This is a genomic window from Mycobacterium sp. SMC-18 (genome assembly GCF_045310895.1).
Classification (GTDB): Bacteria; Actinomycetota; Actinomycetes; order Mycobacteriales; family Mycobacteriaceae; genus Mycobacterium.
This window is the reverse complement of record NZ_JBJIAL010000004.1, coordinates 31,909-48,017: the sequence shown is the minus strand read 5'-3', so window position 1 is coordinate 48,017 and position 16,109 is coordinate 31,909. Positions and strand designations below refer to the sequence as shown.

General features: G+C 68.8%; 14 protein-coding genes. 7 read left to right on the top strand and 7 right to left on the bottom strand.

Annotation, left to right across the window (positions count from 1 at the left end; all coding sequences use genetic code 11):
- Positions 1 to 6: 6 nt before the first annotated feature.
- Complete coding sequence (locus ACJH6J_RS04700; RefSeq protein WP_406803659.1) at positions 7 to 444, bottom strand: anthrone oxygenase family protein; 438 nt, start codon at positions 442 to 444, stop codon at positions 7 to 9.
- A gap of 81 nt (positions 445 to 525) precedes the next feature.
- On the opposite strand from ACJH6J_RS04700, the gene ACJH6J_RS04695 reads away from it, so the two are divergent.
- Complete coding sequence (locus tag ACJH6J_RS04695) at positions 526 to 954, top strand: winged helix-turn-helix transcriptional regulator (RefSeq protein ID WP_406803596.1); 429 nt, start codon at positions 526 to 528, stop codon at positions 952 to 954.
- Here ACJH6J_RS04695 and ACJH6J_RS04690 read toward each other — a convergent pair.
- The 4 genes from ACJH6J_RS04690 to ACJH6J_RS04675 are packed head-to-tail and all read right to left on the bottom strand — an operon-like array spanning position 855 to position 7,577.
- Positions 855 to 1,763 (bottom strand): ROK family protein, encoded by a 909-nt coding sequence (locus ACJH6J_RS04690; RefSeq protein WP_406803595.1) that lies wholly within the window; start codon positions 1,761 to 1,763, stop codon positions 855 to 857. The two genes, ACJH6J_RS04695 and ACJH6J_RS04690, sit on opposite strands and share 100 nt — an antisense overlap.
- Positions 1,764 to 1,772: 9 nt before the next feature.
- A complete protein-coding gene (locus ACJH6J_RS04685; protein ID WP_406803594.1) occupies positions 1,773 to 2,384 on the bottom strand; it encodes a malonyl CoA-ACP transacylase in 612 nt (203 codons plus the stop codon).
- A complete protein-coding gene (locus ACJH6J_RS04680) occupies positions 2,381 to 6,574 on the bottom strand; it encodes an NEW3 domain-containing protein (protein WP_406803658.1) in 4,194 nt (1,397 codons plus the stop codon). The genes ACJH6J_RS04685 and ACJH6J_RS04680 overlap by 4 nt, the downstream gene beginning before the upstream one ends.
- Before the next feature lie 43 nt (positions 6,575 to 6,617).
- Positions 6,618 to 7,577, bottom strand: a complete 960-nt coding sequence (locus ACJH6J_RS04675; RefSeq protein ID WP_406803593.1) for a helix-turn-helix transcriptional regulator — start codon at positions 7,575 to 7,577, stop codon at positions 6,618 to 6,620.
- Positions 7,578 to 7,638: 61 nt separating this feature from the next.
- Between ACJH6J_RS04675 and ACJH6J_RS04670 the strand changes: the two genes are divergently transcribed.
- Complete coding sequence (locus ACJH6J_RS04670; RefSeq protein ID WP_406803592.1) at positions 7,639 to 8,166, top strand: DinB family protein; 528 nt, start codon at positions 7,639 to 7,641, stop codon at positions 8,164 to 8,166.
- A 2-nt stretch (positions 8,167 to 8,168) separates the two neighbouring features.
- On the top strand, positions 8,169 to 8,768 hold the full coding sequence (locus ACJH6J_RS04665; RefSeq protein ID WP_406803591.1) for a DinB family protein: 600 nt from the start codon (positions 8,169 to 8,171) through the stop codon (positions 8,766 to 8,768).
- A gap of 51 nt (positions 8,769 to 8,819) precedes the next feature.
- Here the strand turns inward: ACJH6J_RS04665 and ACJH6J_RS04660 are convergent, their stop codons facing one another.
- The gene (locus ACJH6J_RS04660; protein ID WP_406803590.1) at positions 8,820 to 9,422 is read right to left on the bottom strand and encodes a TetR/AcrR family transcriptional regulator; all 603 of its coding nucleotides are present in this window, start codon (positions 9,420 to 9,422) and stop codon (positions 8,820 to 8,822) included.
- A 74-nt stretch (positions 9,423 to 9,496) separates the two neighbouring features.
- Between ACJH6J_RS04660 and ACJH6J_RS04655 the strand changes: the two genes are divergently transcribed.
- From ACJH6J_RS04655 to ACJH6J_RS04640, 4 genes are all read left to right on the top strand, one after another.
- On the top strand, positions 9,497 to 10,495 hold the full coding sequence (locus tag ACJH6J_RS04655; RefSeq protein ID WP_406803589.1) for an oxygenase MpaB family protein: 999 nt from the start codon (positions 9,497 to 9,499) through the stop codon (positions 10,493 to 10,495).
- 71 nt (positions 10,496 to 10,566) lie between these two features.
- Entirely contained in the window at positions 10,567 to 11,925 is a 1,359-nt protein-coding gene (locus tag ACJH6J_RS04650) for an ABC1 kinase family protein (RefSeq protein WP_406803588.1), read from the top strand.
- A 54-nt stretch (positions 11,926 to 11,979) separates the two neighbouring features.
- On the top strand, positions 11,980 to 12,906 hold the full coding sequence (locus ACJH6J_RS04645; RefSeq protein WP_406803587.1) for an alpha/beta fold hydrolase: 927 nt from the start codon (positions 11,980 to 11,982) through the stop codon (positions 12,904 to 12,906).
- 211 nt (positions 12,907 to 13,117) lie between these two features.
- Positions 13,118 to 14,014 carry a cyclopropane mycolic acid synthase family methyltransferase gene (locus ACJH6J_RS04640; protein ID WP_212806953.1) on the top strand — a complete coding sequence of 299 codons (897 nt, stop codon included), beginning with the start codon at positions 13,118 to 13,120 and terminating at the stop codon, positions 14,012 to 14,014.
- A gap of 58 nt (positions 14,015 to 14,072) precedes the next feature.
- Here the strand turns inward: ACJH6J_RS04640 and ACJH6J_RS04635 are convergent, their stop codons facing one another.
- Entirely contained in the window at positions 14,073 to 15,836 is a 1,764-nt protein-coding gene (locus tag ACJH6J_RS04635) for a cellulase family glycosylhydrolase (protein WP_406803586.1), read from the bottom strand.
- Positions 15,837 to 16,109: the final 273 nt, after the last annotated feature.

Sequence of the window (16,109 nt, the reverse complement as noted above, 5' to 3'; positions counted from 1 at the left end):
GCCTCGTCAACGCGGGACCGTGACCAGGACGAACGCGGCCAGCAACAGCGCCACCCGCACCCAGTGCAGCCGGTCCCAGCGGTGAGCGAGTTCCCGACTTGTCGGCGCCTCGCCAGGGCCGGTACCCGCCCACGCCGCGACGCGGTTGTTGATCGGCACCAGCGTGGTGAGCGTCAGGGCCATCACCACGCCCATCACCGCGACGGCGGCGATGGGGAGTGGCGCCGGCACGAGCACGGCATCGCCGATCAGCAGCACCGCCGCGGCGATGTACCAGAACGGCATCACCGTCCCGAGGAGCCTGCTGCCCGTCGCGCGCGCCTGGCGGTAGGCGTCGTCGGGCAGCCGTTCCAGGATCGGGTTGGTGAACGCGGCGACGCCGAACTCCACGCCGACGAGCGTGCCGACGACGATCACGGTGAGAACTTGCGCGATGTGCTCCATGACATCGAGCCTTGTCACTACACTGACAAAAAAACAAGGTACTGACAAATTAGTCAGTAGAGGCGACGACGGGAGTGCATCGTGGCGGTGTCGAAGAAGGAAGTCGGTGAGTGCCCGATCGACGCCGCCCTGTCGGTGGTCGACGGCCGCTGGAAGGGCACCATTCTGTGGCGGCTCACGGACGGGCCGATGCGCACCGCCGAGCTCCGCCGCAGCATTCCCGGCATCACCGAGCGCATGCTCATCCGGCACCTGCACGAGCTCGTGGCCGACGGCATCATCGACCGGCACGACGCCGGCACGGTGCCGCCGTGCGTGCACTACTCGATCTCGGAGTACGGCAAGACCCTGGGCCCGGTGTTGTGGGCGCTGTGCGACTGGGGCCGAAAGCACATGGAGCGCAACGCTTCTCAGGTCCGCCACAACGCCGCGGCGCCGACGAGACCGGCATCGCCGCCGAGTTCGGCGGGCACCACCCGCAGGCCGCGCAGGAAGCTCAATCCGGCGTAGCGCGGCAGCGCTGCCCGCAACGGGCCGAAGAGCACCTCCCCCGCATTCGCCACGCCGCCGCCGATCACCACCAGGTCCAGGTCGCAGACGGCGGCCGCCGACGCGATGGCGACGGCGATCGCCTCGGCACCGCGCGAGAATGCCTGCACCGCAATCGGATTCCCACGCCCGGCGGCCTCGGCCAGCGCCTTCGCATCGGCGTCGGGCGGGGCGTCCCAGCCGTGCTCGTGCGCCCACCGCGCCAGGTGCGGACCCGAGGCCACCGCCTCCACACAGCCCTGACCGCCGCATGCGCAGCGCGGTCCGTCGGGGTCGACGACGACGTGGCCGATGTGGCCGGCATTGCCGGTGCGGCCGAGGTACGGCGCACCGCCCTGCACCAGGCCGCCGCCGATACCGGTGGACACCACCATGCCGAGCAGGAACTGCGCCCCCTGCCCGGCCCCGCGCCAGTGCTCGCCCATGGCCAGGCAGACGACGTCGCCGGCCAGCCGCACCGGCAGGCCGGTGCGGTCGGTGAGGCGCTGAATCAACGGAAATTGGCGCCAGGCAACGACATTGAGCGGGCTGACTGTGCCCGCGACCACATCGATGGGGCCGGCGCAGCCGACGCCCACGGCGCGCACCGGCCGCCCGGCAGCGGCGGCGAGAGCGTTCCCGATCAACACGTCGACCGTCGCCCACACCTGCTCGCTGTCGGCGTGCGGGGTGGGGAGCTGCTCGCGGTGCACGAGCGCGCCGTCAGGGTCGACGAGGGCCGCGGCGATCTTCGTGCCACCGATGTCGAGGGCGAGGGTCAGGTCGGACATCGTGCGCTTTCAGTGCCGGTGGACGTGGTCGGGCTGACGCGGGTCGCCGGGATGTTCGTAGCCGGGCGCCAGATGCACCGACTCAGCTCGGCGGGCGTCGAGCCAGTGCCGGAAGGCCCGCCGGCGCGCCGAACCCAGCAGGTGCGCGGTGATCTGCGGCCGCACCTCGTCCAGCGCGGGGGCGACGGTCGGCGCGGTGGACCAGCCACCGGGACCGGGTACCGGCGGCGCGAACCGCAGCGGGTTGCGCGCGTGATAGCTCTCGACCTCCGCGTCGGGGATCCGCACCGCGGCGGTCACCCGAACGAACAGCGCCCGTGCCAGCGGCTGTTCGAGCGCGGCCGCGGCGATACTGCCGAGCTCCATGCGGGCTGCCGCGTCGGGTAGCAGGTCGGTTTCGGTGGGCGCGTCCCTGTCGGTGACCCCGAGTTCGCCGGCCGCCACGCGCACCACCTCGTCGGTGACGAGCAGCTGAGCCAGCCAGCGCCGCAGCTGCCGGCCCTCACTGGTCCCGGGTGCCGGCAGCGACGGGGCCAATATGCTTGCCCGCAAACGTGATTCGCGCTCATCGAGTGCGGTGACGGGTATCTCCCGTCCGGCGACGGTGGCGATGCGGTTCATCGGACGCGCACCGATACCGCCGGTGTGTAGAGCACCCGGCCGGCCGCGGCGATCCGGATCAGCGCCCACCACTGTCCGGGCTCGACCCACGACGGTGGCGCGACGTCGAAGTCGAATGCGACGGTGCCACCGGCCGGCACATCGGCGCCGAGTACGGCCGGCCCCAACCATTCCCAGGTGCCCCACGGACTGATCAGGTGCGCCTCCAAGCTCAGCGGCGCACCGGCGGCCGAGCCGACGACGACGCTCAGATCGCCGTGTTGCCCGGCGACGACGTCGACCGATTGGGGTTCCTCGACCAGCCGCAGCAGCGGGGCGTCGCCGGGTTCGCCGACGGTGACGACACAGACGTCCTCGACCATCTGACGCCAGGCGGCCGGAACCTGATGGTGCTTGTCGCCGCCGGTGACCGCCAGCTCGACCCGCACCGGATACCGGCCGGCGGGGGCGTCGGCCGGAAGGTCCAGCTGCACTTCGGTTTCCAGATAGCCGCCGGGCGGCAGCACGAAAGGCAGTTCGTCCGGGGTGGCCGACCAGCCGTCGGGGCACAGCACGCGGACCCGGCCGTGGAGCGTGGCGTCGGTGCAATCGCTGGCGGCGGTGACGCGCAACGGCACGGGCACGCCCGGTGCGCCGGCGGCTTCGGTGGGGTGCACATGAGCCACCGCGGGCAGTCCGCCCAACGGCGCCGGGCCGCGGTTGTGCAGCCAGTACCGGGCGTAAACCGGTTGGGCGACTTCGGCATCCGGCGCCAGGGTGGCGTGGTCGCCGTTGAGCACGTGCGGCAGGTCGAGTCGGGCCCGCACGGTGGCGATCTCGAAACCGTGCAGCCGCAGGTCTTTTCTGCCGGCAATCGGCTGTTCGAGCAGGTCGAGTCGTTCGACGTCCTCGAGGTGCCGGAGCCCCGAGGTGACGTCGACCTCGGTCGGCCGTCCCGAGGTCTGGACCAGGCGCAGGGTGATGCCCGCGCTCGGGTCGACGGGCGCGCTGCTGCCGGCCGCGATCGGGTTGCCGGTGGCCTTCAGCGCGGCCAGCGTCACCTCGGATGCGGGTTCGACGCCCAACAGTGAACCGGTACAGGGCAATCCGCCGGCCACCGCGGGATGGTCGGTGCGCACCGCGAGCAGCGGCTGGGAGTATTCGGCGCTGCGGCCCGGGATGCCCGCGGCGCGCCAGTCGCTGTCGCCGGCCGCGATGGCGTAGTCGAAGGTGTGGGTCCAGTGCTGGAGCTGGAAGTTCGACCCGTCGGGTGCGGTGCGGCGCGGCGGGTCGATCCAGGTGCCCGAGGGCCAGCCGGTGCACGACCGCACCAACGAGGTGTGCAGGACGCCGTCCGGTTCGACGGCGAAACCCGGTACGCCGCGGTTCAGCAGCGCCACACTGCGGGCCTCGAAGGGCCCGATGCCGGCCGCGGCGTCCTGCTCGACGGTGATCTCGGTGGTCGCGAGGGCGGCGATCAGCTCGTCGATGGCGCCGGGTCCGGCGACGATCAGCACCGGCAGCGCCCGTACCCCTGTCAGGTCGGCGCCGGGAATCCACCGCTGCACCAGGTCGGCGTCGGCGGGCACCCAGAGCCGCGCGTTCCCGGCCGTCAGGCGGTGCCGCAGTTCGGCACCGTAGCGGGGCTCGGCTGCCGCCAATACCGCCGCGGTGAAAGCGTTCTCGTCGGGGCCGCCGAGCGCGATGCGGGCGTCGGGCAGGTTGGAGTCGACGGCGAGGTCGCCGTAGCGCGGCTTGCCGGCGCTGCTGCAGGTGGCCGTCACCCCCGCGCGCACCAGCGCGACCATCAGGTCGCGGGTGGGCGACTGTGGGTCGGCGGCGTCCGGCGCGACGACCTCGGCGACCGACACCGCCCGCACGCTCTCGCCGTGCGCGTCGCGGACCCGGACCCGCACCGCCGAGGACAGCCCGAACCACCCGTAGGCGGGGTTGTCCAAGGTGTAGGGGTGCTCGGCGGTGTCGACCGCGTCGTGCGAATCCCGTTGGTGCAGCAGCCCGAAGCCGCGGCCGATCACCGCGTCGCCGACCTCGCTGACCGGCATCGCACCCGGCACCGGACAGGGCCAGCGCAGGCGCAACAGCTTGTCGGCGCCGGTGAACTCATCGACCACGGTGCGGCAGTCCACGCGGTCCACGCCGTGCCACAGCGTGATGGTCTGGGTGTACCGCAGCACGTCACCGATGCACCCGGTGACCACCAACCGCTCCCCCAGCGCGCTGCGGTAGGCCTGCACCGACTCGGCTGCGTGCTCGGCGGAGCCCACCACCGGCCCCTTGGGCAAGAGGTGCCAGGGCCCTTCGTGTTCGGTCGGATGCGCGGAATGCTCGTCGTAGACGGCGATCTCGTTGCCGACCCGGCCCGCGCCGATCAGCTCGACGCCCGCGCGCACCAGCGACGACACCGCGCCGCCGCGGTCGGGGTCGACCGTGCAGCGGTAGCGATCGTTGCCGATGCTGGTGCCGGACATCGGTTCCCAGGACGCGGGCGCCCACGCGGGTTGCGTCACGGCGTCGCCGAGCGTGTATCCCCGCCACCCGAGCGAGGGCACGTCGTGGGCCGCCCAGGTGACGGTGTGGCCGTCGTCTTCGATCAGGACCGGGACCGGCGTGCCGTCCACGTCGAGGACCGGCCCGGCCAGCGGTTCATCGAGGTGGACGGTGACGATGTCGGTTCGGCTGTGCGCCAAGGGGTTCCACACCACGATGTCGCCGTCGACGGCCCGCGACAGCAGCGCCAACGCGTTGTCGCGGGCGGTCCGGCCGAGTTCCCAGGCGTCGCGCCAGCCGGTGAGCAGGTCGAGGTACACCTGGTCGGATTCGGAGCCGGTGATGGCGTCGTGGTGTGCGCCGTAGGCCAGTTGTACCCAGGCCTTGGCCAGGGCGGCTTGCGGATACGTGGCGCCGGTCAGCAGTCCGGCGAACACCGCGAACCGTTCGGCTTCCAGCACGACGTTCTCGGCGGCCCGGTTCGCCTGCTTGGTGTCGATGTACGACACGTCCTTACCGGTGTAGATCGGGTTCATGTCCCTGGTCTGCGGCGACGGCTGGGTGCCACCGGCATCGAGCTCCGCACGCACGGCGGCGAAGAACTCCCGCGGCAGCGCACACACGAAGCGGGGCCACGTGTAGCGGGCCGCCCAGTCGCGGTGAATCTCGGTCACCCACTTGTTCGGCGGGGTGTAGTCGGTGCCCACCGGCAGAAGCACATTGCGGGTCAGCGCAACCTTTTTCAGCTTGGCGAACGTGGCGTAGGTGGCGTCCTCGGCCTCTTGCAGCGACGCCGACGAGTCCATCCACCAGCCGGCCGCGTAATGCGCGGGCATGTAGTGGGTCAGCAGCCCGCGGCCCGACGGTGCGATCCAGTCGAATTCGCTCGCGAACTGCATGCGCTCGGGGTCGCCGTCGCGGTGCATCGGGCCCCACTGGTGATGCGGGCCGCGCGCCCATGAACTGGAGGTCAGGCCGGCGTCGGCAGCCATGCCCGGGAACTGCGGGTCGTGGCCGAACACGTCGAGCTGCCAGGCCGTCGCCGGGGCGGCGCCCATCACGTCGCGCTGGAACCCGATGCCGTGCACGAAGTTCCGGATCGCGGTCTCGGGACTGGTCAGGTTGGTGTTCGGCTCGTTGTAGGTGCCGCCCATGACCTCGACGCGGCCCTCGGCGAGCAGCGCCCGCAGCTGGGCACGCTGCTCCGGGTGGGTGTCCCAGTAGGGCTTGAGGTAGTCGACCTCGGCGAGTACGAACTTGTATTCGGGTTCGCGCCTTGCCATTTCGAGGTGCGCCGTGACCAGCTCGAAGCCGTTGGTCTGCCGGCACCGGCCGGGCGGGTCCTCGGTCCAGACGCTGGTGTAGGCGGCCTGGGTGTTCCACCACACCGGGTCGTAGTGGAAGTGGCTGATCATGTGCATGGTCCAGCCGGGCTCGGCGACGACGAACTCGAACGGCGTCTGCTCGCCGCCGATCTCGAGGCGCGCGGCCCGCACCTGACCCGGCCGGCCGTCCTGGACGACCACGGGAATCTCCACGGCGCCGGTGCCGGGCTGCGCCACCGCCTGGCCGCTGAGCCCGTCGCCCCCGACGCGGACCTCGGCGGCGTCGGCACAGTCGGTGTAGTCCAGCCGGACGATCTGCAGCGGTTCGTCGGCCGGGCCGACGCACAACTCGGTGGAAACTACCGCCGTCACCTGCAGGAGTCGTCCCGTCGACACTCCTGCACCATACGGCGCAGCGTCGCTACTCGGGAGGCATTGCGGCACGCAACCGGTCGGCGACCACCGCGGCCGCGGCGATCACCTCCGGCGGTTCGAGGACCTCGAACCGGTACCCCGGCATCGCCAGGTACAACACGATGCGCTCGGGGTCGTCGCCGCCGGCCGTCACGATGCAGCGGTCCGGGCCGTCCGCTTCGATCTGCGCCGACGCCGCGGAAAACATCTGCGCCAGTTGACTTTCCGATGCCTCATAGCGAACCCGTGCGACGTACCGGTACGGCGACGCCGTGATGGCCTGGCGCACGAACTCGGCGGGATCAGGCGCCGGGCGCGGCGCGAACGTCGTGCCCGCGGCTTTGACTTCGACCATCCGGTCCAGGCGCAGCGTCCGCCAGTCCTGCTTGTCGCGGTCGTAGGCCAGCAGGTACCAGCGGCGCCCGGTGGTGACGAGTTGATAGGGCTCCAACCGCCGCTCGGTGCTGTTGCCGCGAATGTCGGTGTAGCCGAGCCTGACGTGTTCGTGGTCGCGGCAGGCGCGGGCCAGCGTCATCAGGTCGTCGGGGGACACCGCTTCGACCGCACCGCCACCGGTCAGTGTCACCGTCGCGTCGTGCACGGCGGAGACCTGGGACCGGAGCCGCGCCGGCATCACCTGGTCGAGTTTGGACAGTGCCCGCAGCGCCGACTCACCGACGCCCGCGACGCTGCCCCCGGCCGCGAGCCGCAGACAGACCGCCATCGCGACGGCCTCCTCGGGGTCGAGCAGCAGTGGCGGTAACGCGGCACCGGCGCCCAATTGATAGCCGCCGTCGCGGCCCTTGCTGGCGTGCACCGGATAGCCGAGGTCACGCAGCCGTTCGATGTCGCGGCGCACACTGCGGCCGGTGACGCCGAGCCGGTCGGCCAGCTCCTGCCCCGTCCACACCCGGCGCGCCTGCAGCAGCCCCAGCAGCTGCAGCACGCGGCTCGTCGTTTCGGACATGACAACACTCTGCCGCATTCATAGGACAGGAACAGTCCTAATTGAATGTCAGGCTCTTCATGTGACCGAAGAACGGACCGAAGAACTGGCCGACCAACTCGGCTGGCACTGGCGACACCAGCTGCGTCCCCGGCTCGAGGGACTGACCGACGACGAATACTTCTGGGAGCCGGCGCCCGGCTGCTGGACACTGCACCCCGACGGATCCATCGACTTCAGCTACCCGCCACCGCAACCCGAACCGTTCACGACCATCGCCTGGCGGCTGGCGCACGTCATCGTCGGCGTCCTGGCCATGCGGAACCACTCGCATTTCGGCGGACCACCGGCCGACTACCAGTCGTGGCCGTACGCCCGCGACGCACGCACCGCACTCGAGCAGCTCGACACCGCCTACGCGACCTGGATCACCGGGGTCCGCGGACTCGACGCCGCTGCCCTGGCCCGGCCGTGCGGACCCGCCGAGGGACCCTACGCTGACTTCTCAATGGCCACCCTCGTGCTGCACATCAATCGCGAAGTCATTCACCACGGAGCTGAAATCGCCTGCCTCCGTGACCTTTACACCCACACCCCGAAGGAGAACTGAACATGGCCGGACTGCCCGCACCCGCAGGCGACGAGCGTCAGACCCTCGTCAACTTCATCGCGTTCCAGCAGGACGGGTTCGCGGCCGTCGCCCACGGCCTCACCGACGAGCAGGCCCGCTCCACGCCGTCAGTGAGTGCCCTGTCGGTCGGCGCCCTGATCAAACACGTCACCGCCGTACAAGCGGGCTGGGTCGCCCGCGCGGAGGCGGCCCCCGACTTCCCGCCGCGTGATACGCGACCGATGGCCGAACAGATGGCCGACCATCAGGACCAGCTCACGATGCGCGACGACGAGAAGCTCGGCGACCTGCTGGCCGCCCTGCGTGCACAGAACGCCAAGACGCTGCAGGCCTTCGCCGAGCTCGACCTGGACGCGCTGGTGCCGGTCCCGCACGAGGTGCCGTGGTTCCCCGCGGACATCGACCACTGGACGGTGCGCTGGGTCGGCATGCACATCATCGAGGAGCTGTCGCGGCATGCCGGGCACGCCGACATCATCCGCGAATCCATCGACCGCGCGACCATGTACGAGCTGCTGGCCGCCGAGGAGGAGTGGCCGGAGACGGATTTCATCAAGCGCTGGCGGCCGGCCGCCCGGTAACTCGAGATGGACGAAATGGCTGCTCCCACCCACGGTGGAGCAGCCATTTCGTCATTCTCGGCGCAACACCAATGCCAGCGCCGCGTCGACCACCAGATCCAGATCGGTACCCAACGAACCGGACAGCCACTGCTGGGCCAGTTCGGCCATCGCGCCGGTGTACATCGCCGCACCGACGCGCGCGGCGACCGGATCTGATCCGGGGTGCAGCCGGCCGCCCTCGGCCAGGACCGCATCGAGCAGCAGGTCCTGCGTGACGGCCCGACGGGCGGCCAGCACGGGGTTGGCGCGCGCTTCAGTGAACAACACCCGCCCACGCCGCGGATCAGCCGACCCGAAGCCCAGCACCGCGGCGATGCCGGCCCGGGTCCGCGCCCGCACCGAGTCCCCCGCAACAGTGATCGCGGCGTCGACCACCGCGGCCAACTCGATGCTCACCTTGTCGTAGACGGCGCCCAGCAGATCGTCGATGCCGTCGAAGCTCTCGTAGAAGTACCGGGTGTTGAGCCCGCACGCACGGCACACCGAACGGACCGACAACGCCGTCTCACCGCCGGAGCCGAACAACTCGAATGCCGCGTCGACCAGCAGCCCGCGCCGCTCGGCGCGGCGGTCGTCGAGCGGAACCCCCGCCCACCTGGTCGGTGTCGACATCCCTACAGCCTAGGTCTGGTCACACCCGTCACCAAATACTATTCTGGTTACAGCCGTGACCAGAAGGGGTTGACGTGTACCTACCGCACCAGCTCATCGAGCACCAGCTTCAGCACCGGTTCGACCAGACCATCCGGCGGAACTACTTCCGCGGCATGGACTTCGCCGGCCCCACCGGGGATCCAGGCTGGTTCGGCCCCGGCAGCGCCGTCTGGCACGTGCACTCCCACACCGAGGCCCTGGTCTTCGGCCTCCAGTGCGCCGCGTTCATCGAGCGCCTCGACCCGTCCATCTACTGGATGGGCATGCACCACTCGCGCCTGGTCAAGCGCGACGAAAACGGCGACGCCATTCCGGTCGTCGACCCCAAGGGCGCGGCAGTCCGGCTGGGCCATTCCATCGCATTCTTCATCGGCACCGCCTACGGCAACACCGAGACCGCCGAGAACCTGGCCCGGACCGTGCGCGCCATGCACCACACCATCAAAGGCGTGCGCCCCGACGGCGCCGCCTACGACGCCGACGACCCGGACTGGCTGCGCTGGAACTACGCCACCGTGGTCTGGGGCCTGGCCACCGCGCACGAGCTCTACCACCCGAACCCGTTGCGCGGCAAGAAACTTGACCGCTACTACGGCGAGTTCATCCGCGTCGGGCACGCCCTCGGCGGCACCGACCTGCCCACCACCAAGGCCGAGACCCTGGACTGCCTCAAGTCCTACCTCCCCAGGCTGGCACTGACGCACGGCGCCGCCATGGCCACCGGCCCCAACCTGCCGATGCCCCAGAGCGCCGTCGACTGGGCCGTCCGGGACACCATGCCGAAGTGGGCCAAGCAGCTCCTCGGCCACACCGACCCCAACCCCATCGAGCGCGCCGCCCGCCGCGCCGTCGTGTGGTCGATCATCAACGGCCTGCACACCGCCGCCGGACCGTTCCCGGAATTCCGCCAGGCCAAAGCCCGCGTCAAAGGCGGCGTCGACCCGGAGCTGGCGCCGCACACCGTCCCGGCCTACGTGCCCGGCAGCGACCCGGTCCGCAGCCGCGCCGACATCGAGAGCGTCTTCGTCTGACAGGCCACCGCCGCAGAGTGACCCACAGCACACCTTTTTGGCAGTACCCGCGGTTTTGAGACACTTCACCCATGGGTTCGAAGACACCGCACCGTGAGGGTGCCCGGCTGGACCGGGTGCCGCTGCCCGTCGAAGCCGCCCGCATCGGGGCCACCGGCTGGCAAATCGCCCGCACCGGCGTACGCGTCGTCGGCAGCGCCTTCTCCAAGGGCAGCCTGCAGCAGAAGGTGATCAAGCAGGTCCCGCAGGCCTTCTCCGACCTGGGCCCGACGTACGTCAAGCTCGGCCAGATCATCGCGTCCAGCCCCGGCGCCTTCGGCGAGCCCCTGAGCCGGGAATTCCGCAGCCTGCTCGACCGGGTCCCGCCCGCCGACAGGGACGAGGTCCACAAGCTCCTGCGTGAGGAGCTCGGCGGCGACCCGGCCGACCTCTTCGCCAGCTTCGACGATGAGCCGTTCGCATCCGCCTCGATTGCGCAGGTGCACTATGCGACGCTGCATTCGGGCGAAGAGGTCGTCGTCAAGATCCAGCGGCCCGGCATCCGCCGACGCGTCGCCGCCGATCTGCAGATCCTCAAGCGCGGCGCGCAGCTCGCCGAACTGGCCAAGCTGGGCCAGCGCCTGTCCGCGCAGGACGTGGTCGCCGACTTCGCCGACAACCTCGCCGAGGAACTCGACTTCCGGCTCGAGGCGCAGTCCATGGACGCCTGGGTGGCGCACATGCACGCCTCGCCGCTGGGCCAGAACATCCGCGTCGCCCAGGTCTACTGGGACCTGACCAGCGAACGCGTGCTCACCATGGAACGCATCGAGGGCATCCGCATCGACGACGCCGCCGCCATCCGCAAGGCCGGGTTCGACGGAGAGGAACTGGTCAAGGCGCTGCTGTTCAGCGTGTTCGAGGGCGGTCTCAAGCACGGGCTGTTCCACGGCGACCTGCACGCCGGCAACCTCCACGTCGACAAGGACGGCAAGATCGTCTTCTTCGACTTCGGCATCATGGGCCGCATCGACCCGCGGACCCGGTGGCTGCTGCGCGAACTCGTGTACGCCCTGCTGGTCTCGAAAGACCACGCCGCCGCCGGCCGGATCGTCGTCATGATGGGCGCCGTCGGCACCGTCAAACCGGAGGGCCAGGCCGCCAAGGACCTGGAGGCCTTCGCCACGCCGCTGACCATGAAGTCGCTGGGCGACATGTCATACGCCGAGATCGGCAAGCAACTTTCCGCGCTCGCCGACGCGTACGACGTCAAGCTGCCGCGCGAGCTGGTCCTGATCGGCAAGCAGTTCCTGTACGTCGAGCGCTACATGAAGCTGCTGGCGCCGCGGTGGCAGATGATGAGCGACCCCCAGCTGAAGGGCTACTTCGCCAACTTCATGGTGGACATCAGTCGCGACCACAAGAACGCCGACGGGCAATCCGAGGGGTAGGCCCCGGAGGCCGAATCCGACCATCGAACAGCACCCGCTGAGATACGAGTAGATATGCAGCCCGAACGAGACACCACCCCCGAGGTCCGCACCGGATTCGCCCGCTCGGGCGACCTGGAGATCGCCTACGAGGACATGGGCAATCCGGACGATCCGGCGGTGCTGCTCATCATGGGCCTGGGAGCGCAGCTGCTGTTGTGGCGAAAAGGCTTCTGCGACAAGCTCATCGAGAAGGGTTATCGCGTCATCCGGTTCGACAACCGCGACGTGGGCCTGTCCACCAAGATCGAGGGCCGGCACGCCGGTTCGGCGCTGCTGCCCCGGATGTTGCGGTCGTACGCCGGCCTGCGCAGCGACGCGGTCTACACGCTGGAGGACATGGCCGACGACGCCGCGGCACTGCTGGATCACCTGGAGATCGAGCAGGCACACATCGTCGGCGGCTCGATGGGCGGCATGATCGCGCAGGTCTTCGCGGCCCGCTACCAGCACCGGACCAAGACGCTCGGCGTCATCTTCTCCAGTAACAACCAGCCGCTGTTGCCGCCGCCCGGCCCGAAGCAGCTCAAGGCCATCACGACGCGGCCGCAGGACACGTCGCGCGCCGGCGTCATCGCCAACGCGGTCAACGTCGGCCGCATCATCGGCAGCCCCGCCTACCCGACGCCGCTCGACCAGGCCGAGGCCGACGCCGCCGAAAGCTACGACCGCTCGTACTACCCCGTTGGCGTCGCGCGCCACTTCGGGGCCATCTTGGGCAGCGGCAGCCTGCGGCACTACGACGAGATGATCACCGTCCCGACGGTCGTCATCCATGGTCGGGCCGATAAACTGATGCGACCGAGCGGTGGTCGAGCAGTGGCCAAAGCAATCCGGCGCGCTCGGTTGGTGTTGTTCGACGGCATGGGTCATGACCTGCCCGAGCCCCTCTGGGACGACATCGCCGGTGAACTGGCCACCACATTTGCCGAAATCCCATAGACGTATCAGTCCGGTCACAGCCGCCGCCACGCTGGGGGAATGAACGCGGCTACCGGCCTCAAGGCGGTTACGTTTGCTGTCTCGACTGACCGTGACGGCGCGTTACACCAACGTCAAGGAATCGGCCGGAGGCCAGGTATTGTGCGGGCACGATTGTGATTTAGTGACCGGCATCACCACCCAGTGAGGAAGGTCAAGTTAGGTGTTACAGATGATTCAGGAGTCCGCAGAGGCGAAAGACATGCGGCCGCATTTCGAGGACATCCAGGCGCACTACGACCTGTCCGACGATTTCTTTGGGCTGTTCCAGGACAACTCCCGCAAGTACAGCTGCGCCTACTTCACCGGACCGTTCGTCTCGATGGAGGAGGCCCAGCTCGCCAACGTCGACCAGCACCTCGAACAGCTTGACCTCAAGCCCGGGATGACGCTGCTGGAGATCGGCTGCGGCTGGGGTCTGACGATGCAGCGCGCCATGGAGAAGTACGACGTCAATGTCATCGGCCTGACGTTGAGCAAGAACCAGCAGGCGTTCTGCACGGAGCTGCTCAGCAACACCGCGTCGGACCGCTCGCACCGCGTACTGCTGAAGGGCTGGGAAGAGTTCCACGAGCCGGTGGACCGCATCGTGTCGATCGAGGCCTTCGAGCACTTCGGCTTCGAGCGCTACGACGACTTCTTCAAGAACTGCTACGAGATCATGCCCGCCGACGGCCGCATGACCATCCAGAGCAGCGTGAGCTACCACCCGATGGACATGGCCGCGCGCGGCAAGAAGCTGACGTTCGAGATGGCCCGGTTCATCAAGTTCATGGCGACCGACATCTTCCCCGGCGGCCGGCTGCCCAGCACCCAGATGATGGTGGATCACGGCGAGAAGGCCGGCTTCAACGTCCCCGAGCCGCTGTCGCTGCGCAACCACTACATCAAGACGCTCGGCGTGTGGGCCGCCAACCTGGAGCACGCCAAGGACAAGGCCATCGAGATCGCGGGCCAGGAGAACTACGACCGGTACATGAAGTATCTGACCGGCTGCCAGTTCTACTTCCTGGACGAGTGCCTCGACGTCAGCCTGGTCACCTACACCAAGCAGAAGGAAGCCGCGTAGGCAGTTTCGACGAGTAGCGCCCCCGACCCGAGGTCGGGGGCGCTACTCGTTTTCGGGATCAGCTGCCGGATGCCGACGATTTCGCGCTCGCGTCACGGTGCCGGTGCGAACGCTTGTCGACGGGTGGGGGCGTGTCCGACGCCCCAGCGTCTGACCGGTCCGGCTTCGTGGCCTTGTCGGACGTGGTGGCCTTGTCTGACGTGGTGGCCTTGCCGCGCGTGCCCTTCGACGGCGAGCTCGATCCGTCATCCTTGCGGGGCTTGCCCGACGTCTTGCCGGCCGGGTCAGCCGCGGCGGCGTCCGATGCCTTGCCGTCCGCAGCGGTACCCGACGCCCCGGTGGTGTCTGACACCGCCGACGCGGTTGACCCGGCGTCCGCGCCGGTCCCCTTGGCGCGCTTCTTCACCTTGGTTGCCGTCGATGTGGTTTCCGTGGATTCGGTCGTCCCGGATTCCGCGGTGGCCGGGGCGGTCGCGGCCGAAGTCGCAACGGATGCCGTAGCGGCGGTGGCCGTGGTGGTTGTCTTCGCGGCCAACGGCGTGGAGGTCGGCAGGACTCCGCTGAGGTGCGAGCTGACCGCCGTGACCCAGGCGTTGATGGCCTTGCCCAACTGCTGGAACTCGCCCTGGATCGCCAGGCTGATCGAATTCAGCAGGCTCGCCAGTGACTGGGCTATCGCCGTGACACCGGAGACGATGCCACCGACCGTCGAGCCGACACCTCCGGCCGCGCTGGTGGCGTACTCCTTGATGGCCGCCGCGATGACGGCGACGGCGAGCTTCGGGGTCCAGTCGGCGTTGTAGATGCCGTAGCCGTCGGCACCGGCGACGCCGTCCTGCGCGGTGTAGATGAACACCGGCCCGGCATAGGCGAGGGTCTGCCAGGTGTCGAGCAGGTTCTTGATCAGGTCGGCCTGGGTCTGCTCGCTGACGTCGTTGGTCGACGCACCGAACTCACTGATCCAGATCTTGAGGTTGCCGTCGCCGTACTGCTGCAGCAGCTGATAGATCGCATTCAGTTGCGTCAGTGGGGAATTCGCGACGCCGGCGCCCGACGAGAAGGGCAGCGACTCCTGATACGGGTGGAACGACAACGCGTCGAAGTAGCCGGACGCGCCGGCGGCCAGCATCTCCTTGACGAACGTCACCGGATCGAGCGTGATGCTGCCGAAGCTGATGACGCTGCCGAGCGCGCCGGCGACCACGGTGGCGGTCGGGTCGACCGCCTTGATCGCCGGGTAGGCCGCCTTGAGCAGCGCCGCATAGGCAGTGGCGTCGATGGGATCCGACGACAACACGTAATTCGGCTCGTTCCAGATCTCGTACGCCGAGATGGTCGAGCCGTAGCGCGTGGCCACCTCGGCCGCGAACGCCGCGTACGTGGCCGGGTCCGGGGTGCCGGCACCCGTGATGGACGTCGACGAGCCCGCCCATGTCGGTGTGCTGGCGATCTCTGCCATGACGCCCATGTTCCGGGCCGCTGCCGCCTGCATGACCATGTCCATGTAGGACCAGTTGTAGGTGCCCTGCGCAGGTTCGACGAAGATCCACGGCACGAAGACCCGGATGTCCTGGACCCCGATGGACTGCAGGGTGTCGAGGGTCTGGTCGATCTGCGCCTGGGTCTGGCCGTACAGCCCCGAGTCGGCGATCCCGATGGTCGACGGCGCAGACACGATTTCGGCGGTGTTCTCGATCTGGGCGGTCAGATTCGCCGGCCCACTCGACGGCGGCGCGTACGCGCAGACCAGTGCGATCGGGAGCATCGCGACAATGCCGCGAAACACACAGGCACGGACCAATCCGCGCAGCGACCAATACATGCCGTCCTCCTCACCCCGAACGACCGGCCAGCGAATTGTTACGAGGCCGTCGATGAATGGCGGAGACATTACCGCCAGTGACGGCAACAAATCTGCAGAACCGTTGGAGAAATAAACATACCTATGGTCAACAACCAGGTAAAACGCCGTTATCTATTCACAGCCCACTGATAGACTTCTGACAGAATTTTCCAATGATTTCACGCATTCGCGTTATATAGCACACGTAATTACCGAGCTCAGCAAATACGAATTATCGTTGCCAAAGTCACC

Coding starts and splice junctions, on each gene's coding strand:
- ACJH6J_RS04700 (WP_406803659.1), bottom strand. CDS start 444: ATGGAGCACATCGCGCAAGTTCTCACCGTGATCGTCGTCGGCACGCTC.
- ACJH6J_RS04690 (WP_406803595.1), bottom strand. CDS start 1,763: ATGTCCGACCTGACCCTCGCCCTCGACATCGGTGGCACGAAGATCGCC.
- ACJH6J_RS04685 (WP_406803594.1), bottom strand. CDS start 2,384: ATGAACCGCATCGCCACCGTCGCCGGACGGGAGATACCCGTCACCGCA.
- ACJH6J_RS04675 (WP_406803593.1), bottom strand. CDS start 7,577: ATGTCCGAAACGACGAGCCGCGTGCTGCAGCTGCTGGGGCTGCTGCAG.
- ACJH6J_RS04665 (WP_406803591.1), top strand. CDS start 8,169: ATGGCCGGACTGCCCGCACCCGCAGGCGACGAGCGTCAGACCCTCGTC.
- ACJH6J_RS04660 (WP_406803590.1), bottom strand. CDS start 9,422: ATGTCGACACCGACCAGGTGGGCGGGGGTTCCGCTCGACGACCGCCGC.
- ACJH6J_RS04650 (WP_406803588.1), top strand. CDS start 10,567: ATGGGTTCGAAGACACCGCACCGTGAGGGTGCCCGGCTGGACCGGGTG.
- ACJH6J_RS04645 (WP_406803587.1), top strand. CDS start 11,980: ATGCAGCCCGAACGAGACACCACCCCCGAGGTCCGCACCGGATTCGCC.
- ACJH6J_RS04640 (WP_212806953.1), top strand. CDS start 13,118: ATGATTCAGGAGTCCGCAGAGGCGAAAGACATGCGGCCGCATTTCGAG.
- ACJH6J_RS04635 (WP_406803586.1), bottom strand. CDS start 15,836: ATGTATTGGTCGCTGCGCGGATTGGTCCGTGCCTGTGTGTTTCGCGGC.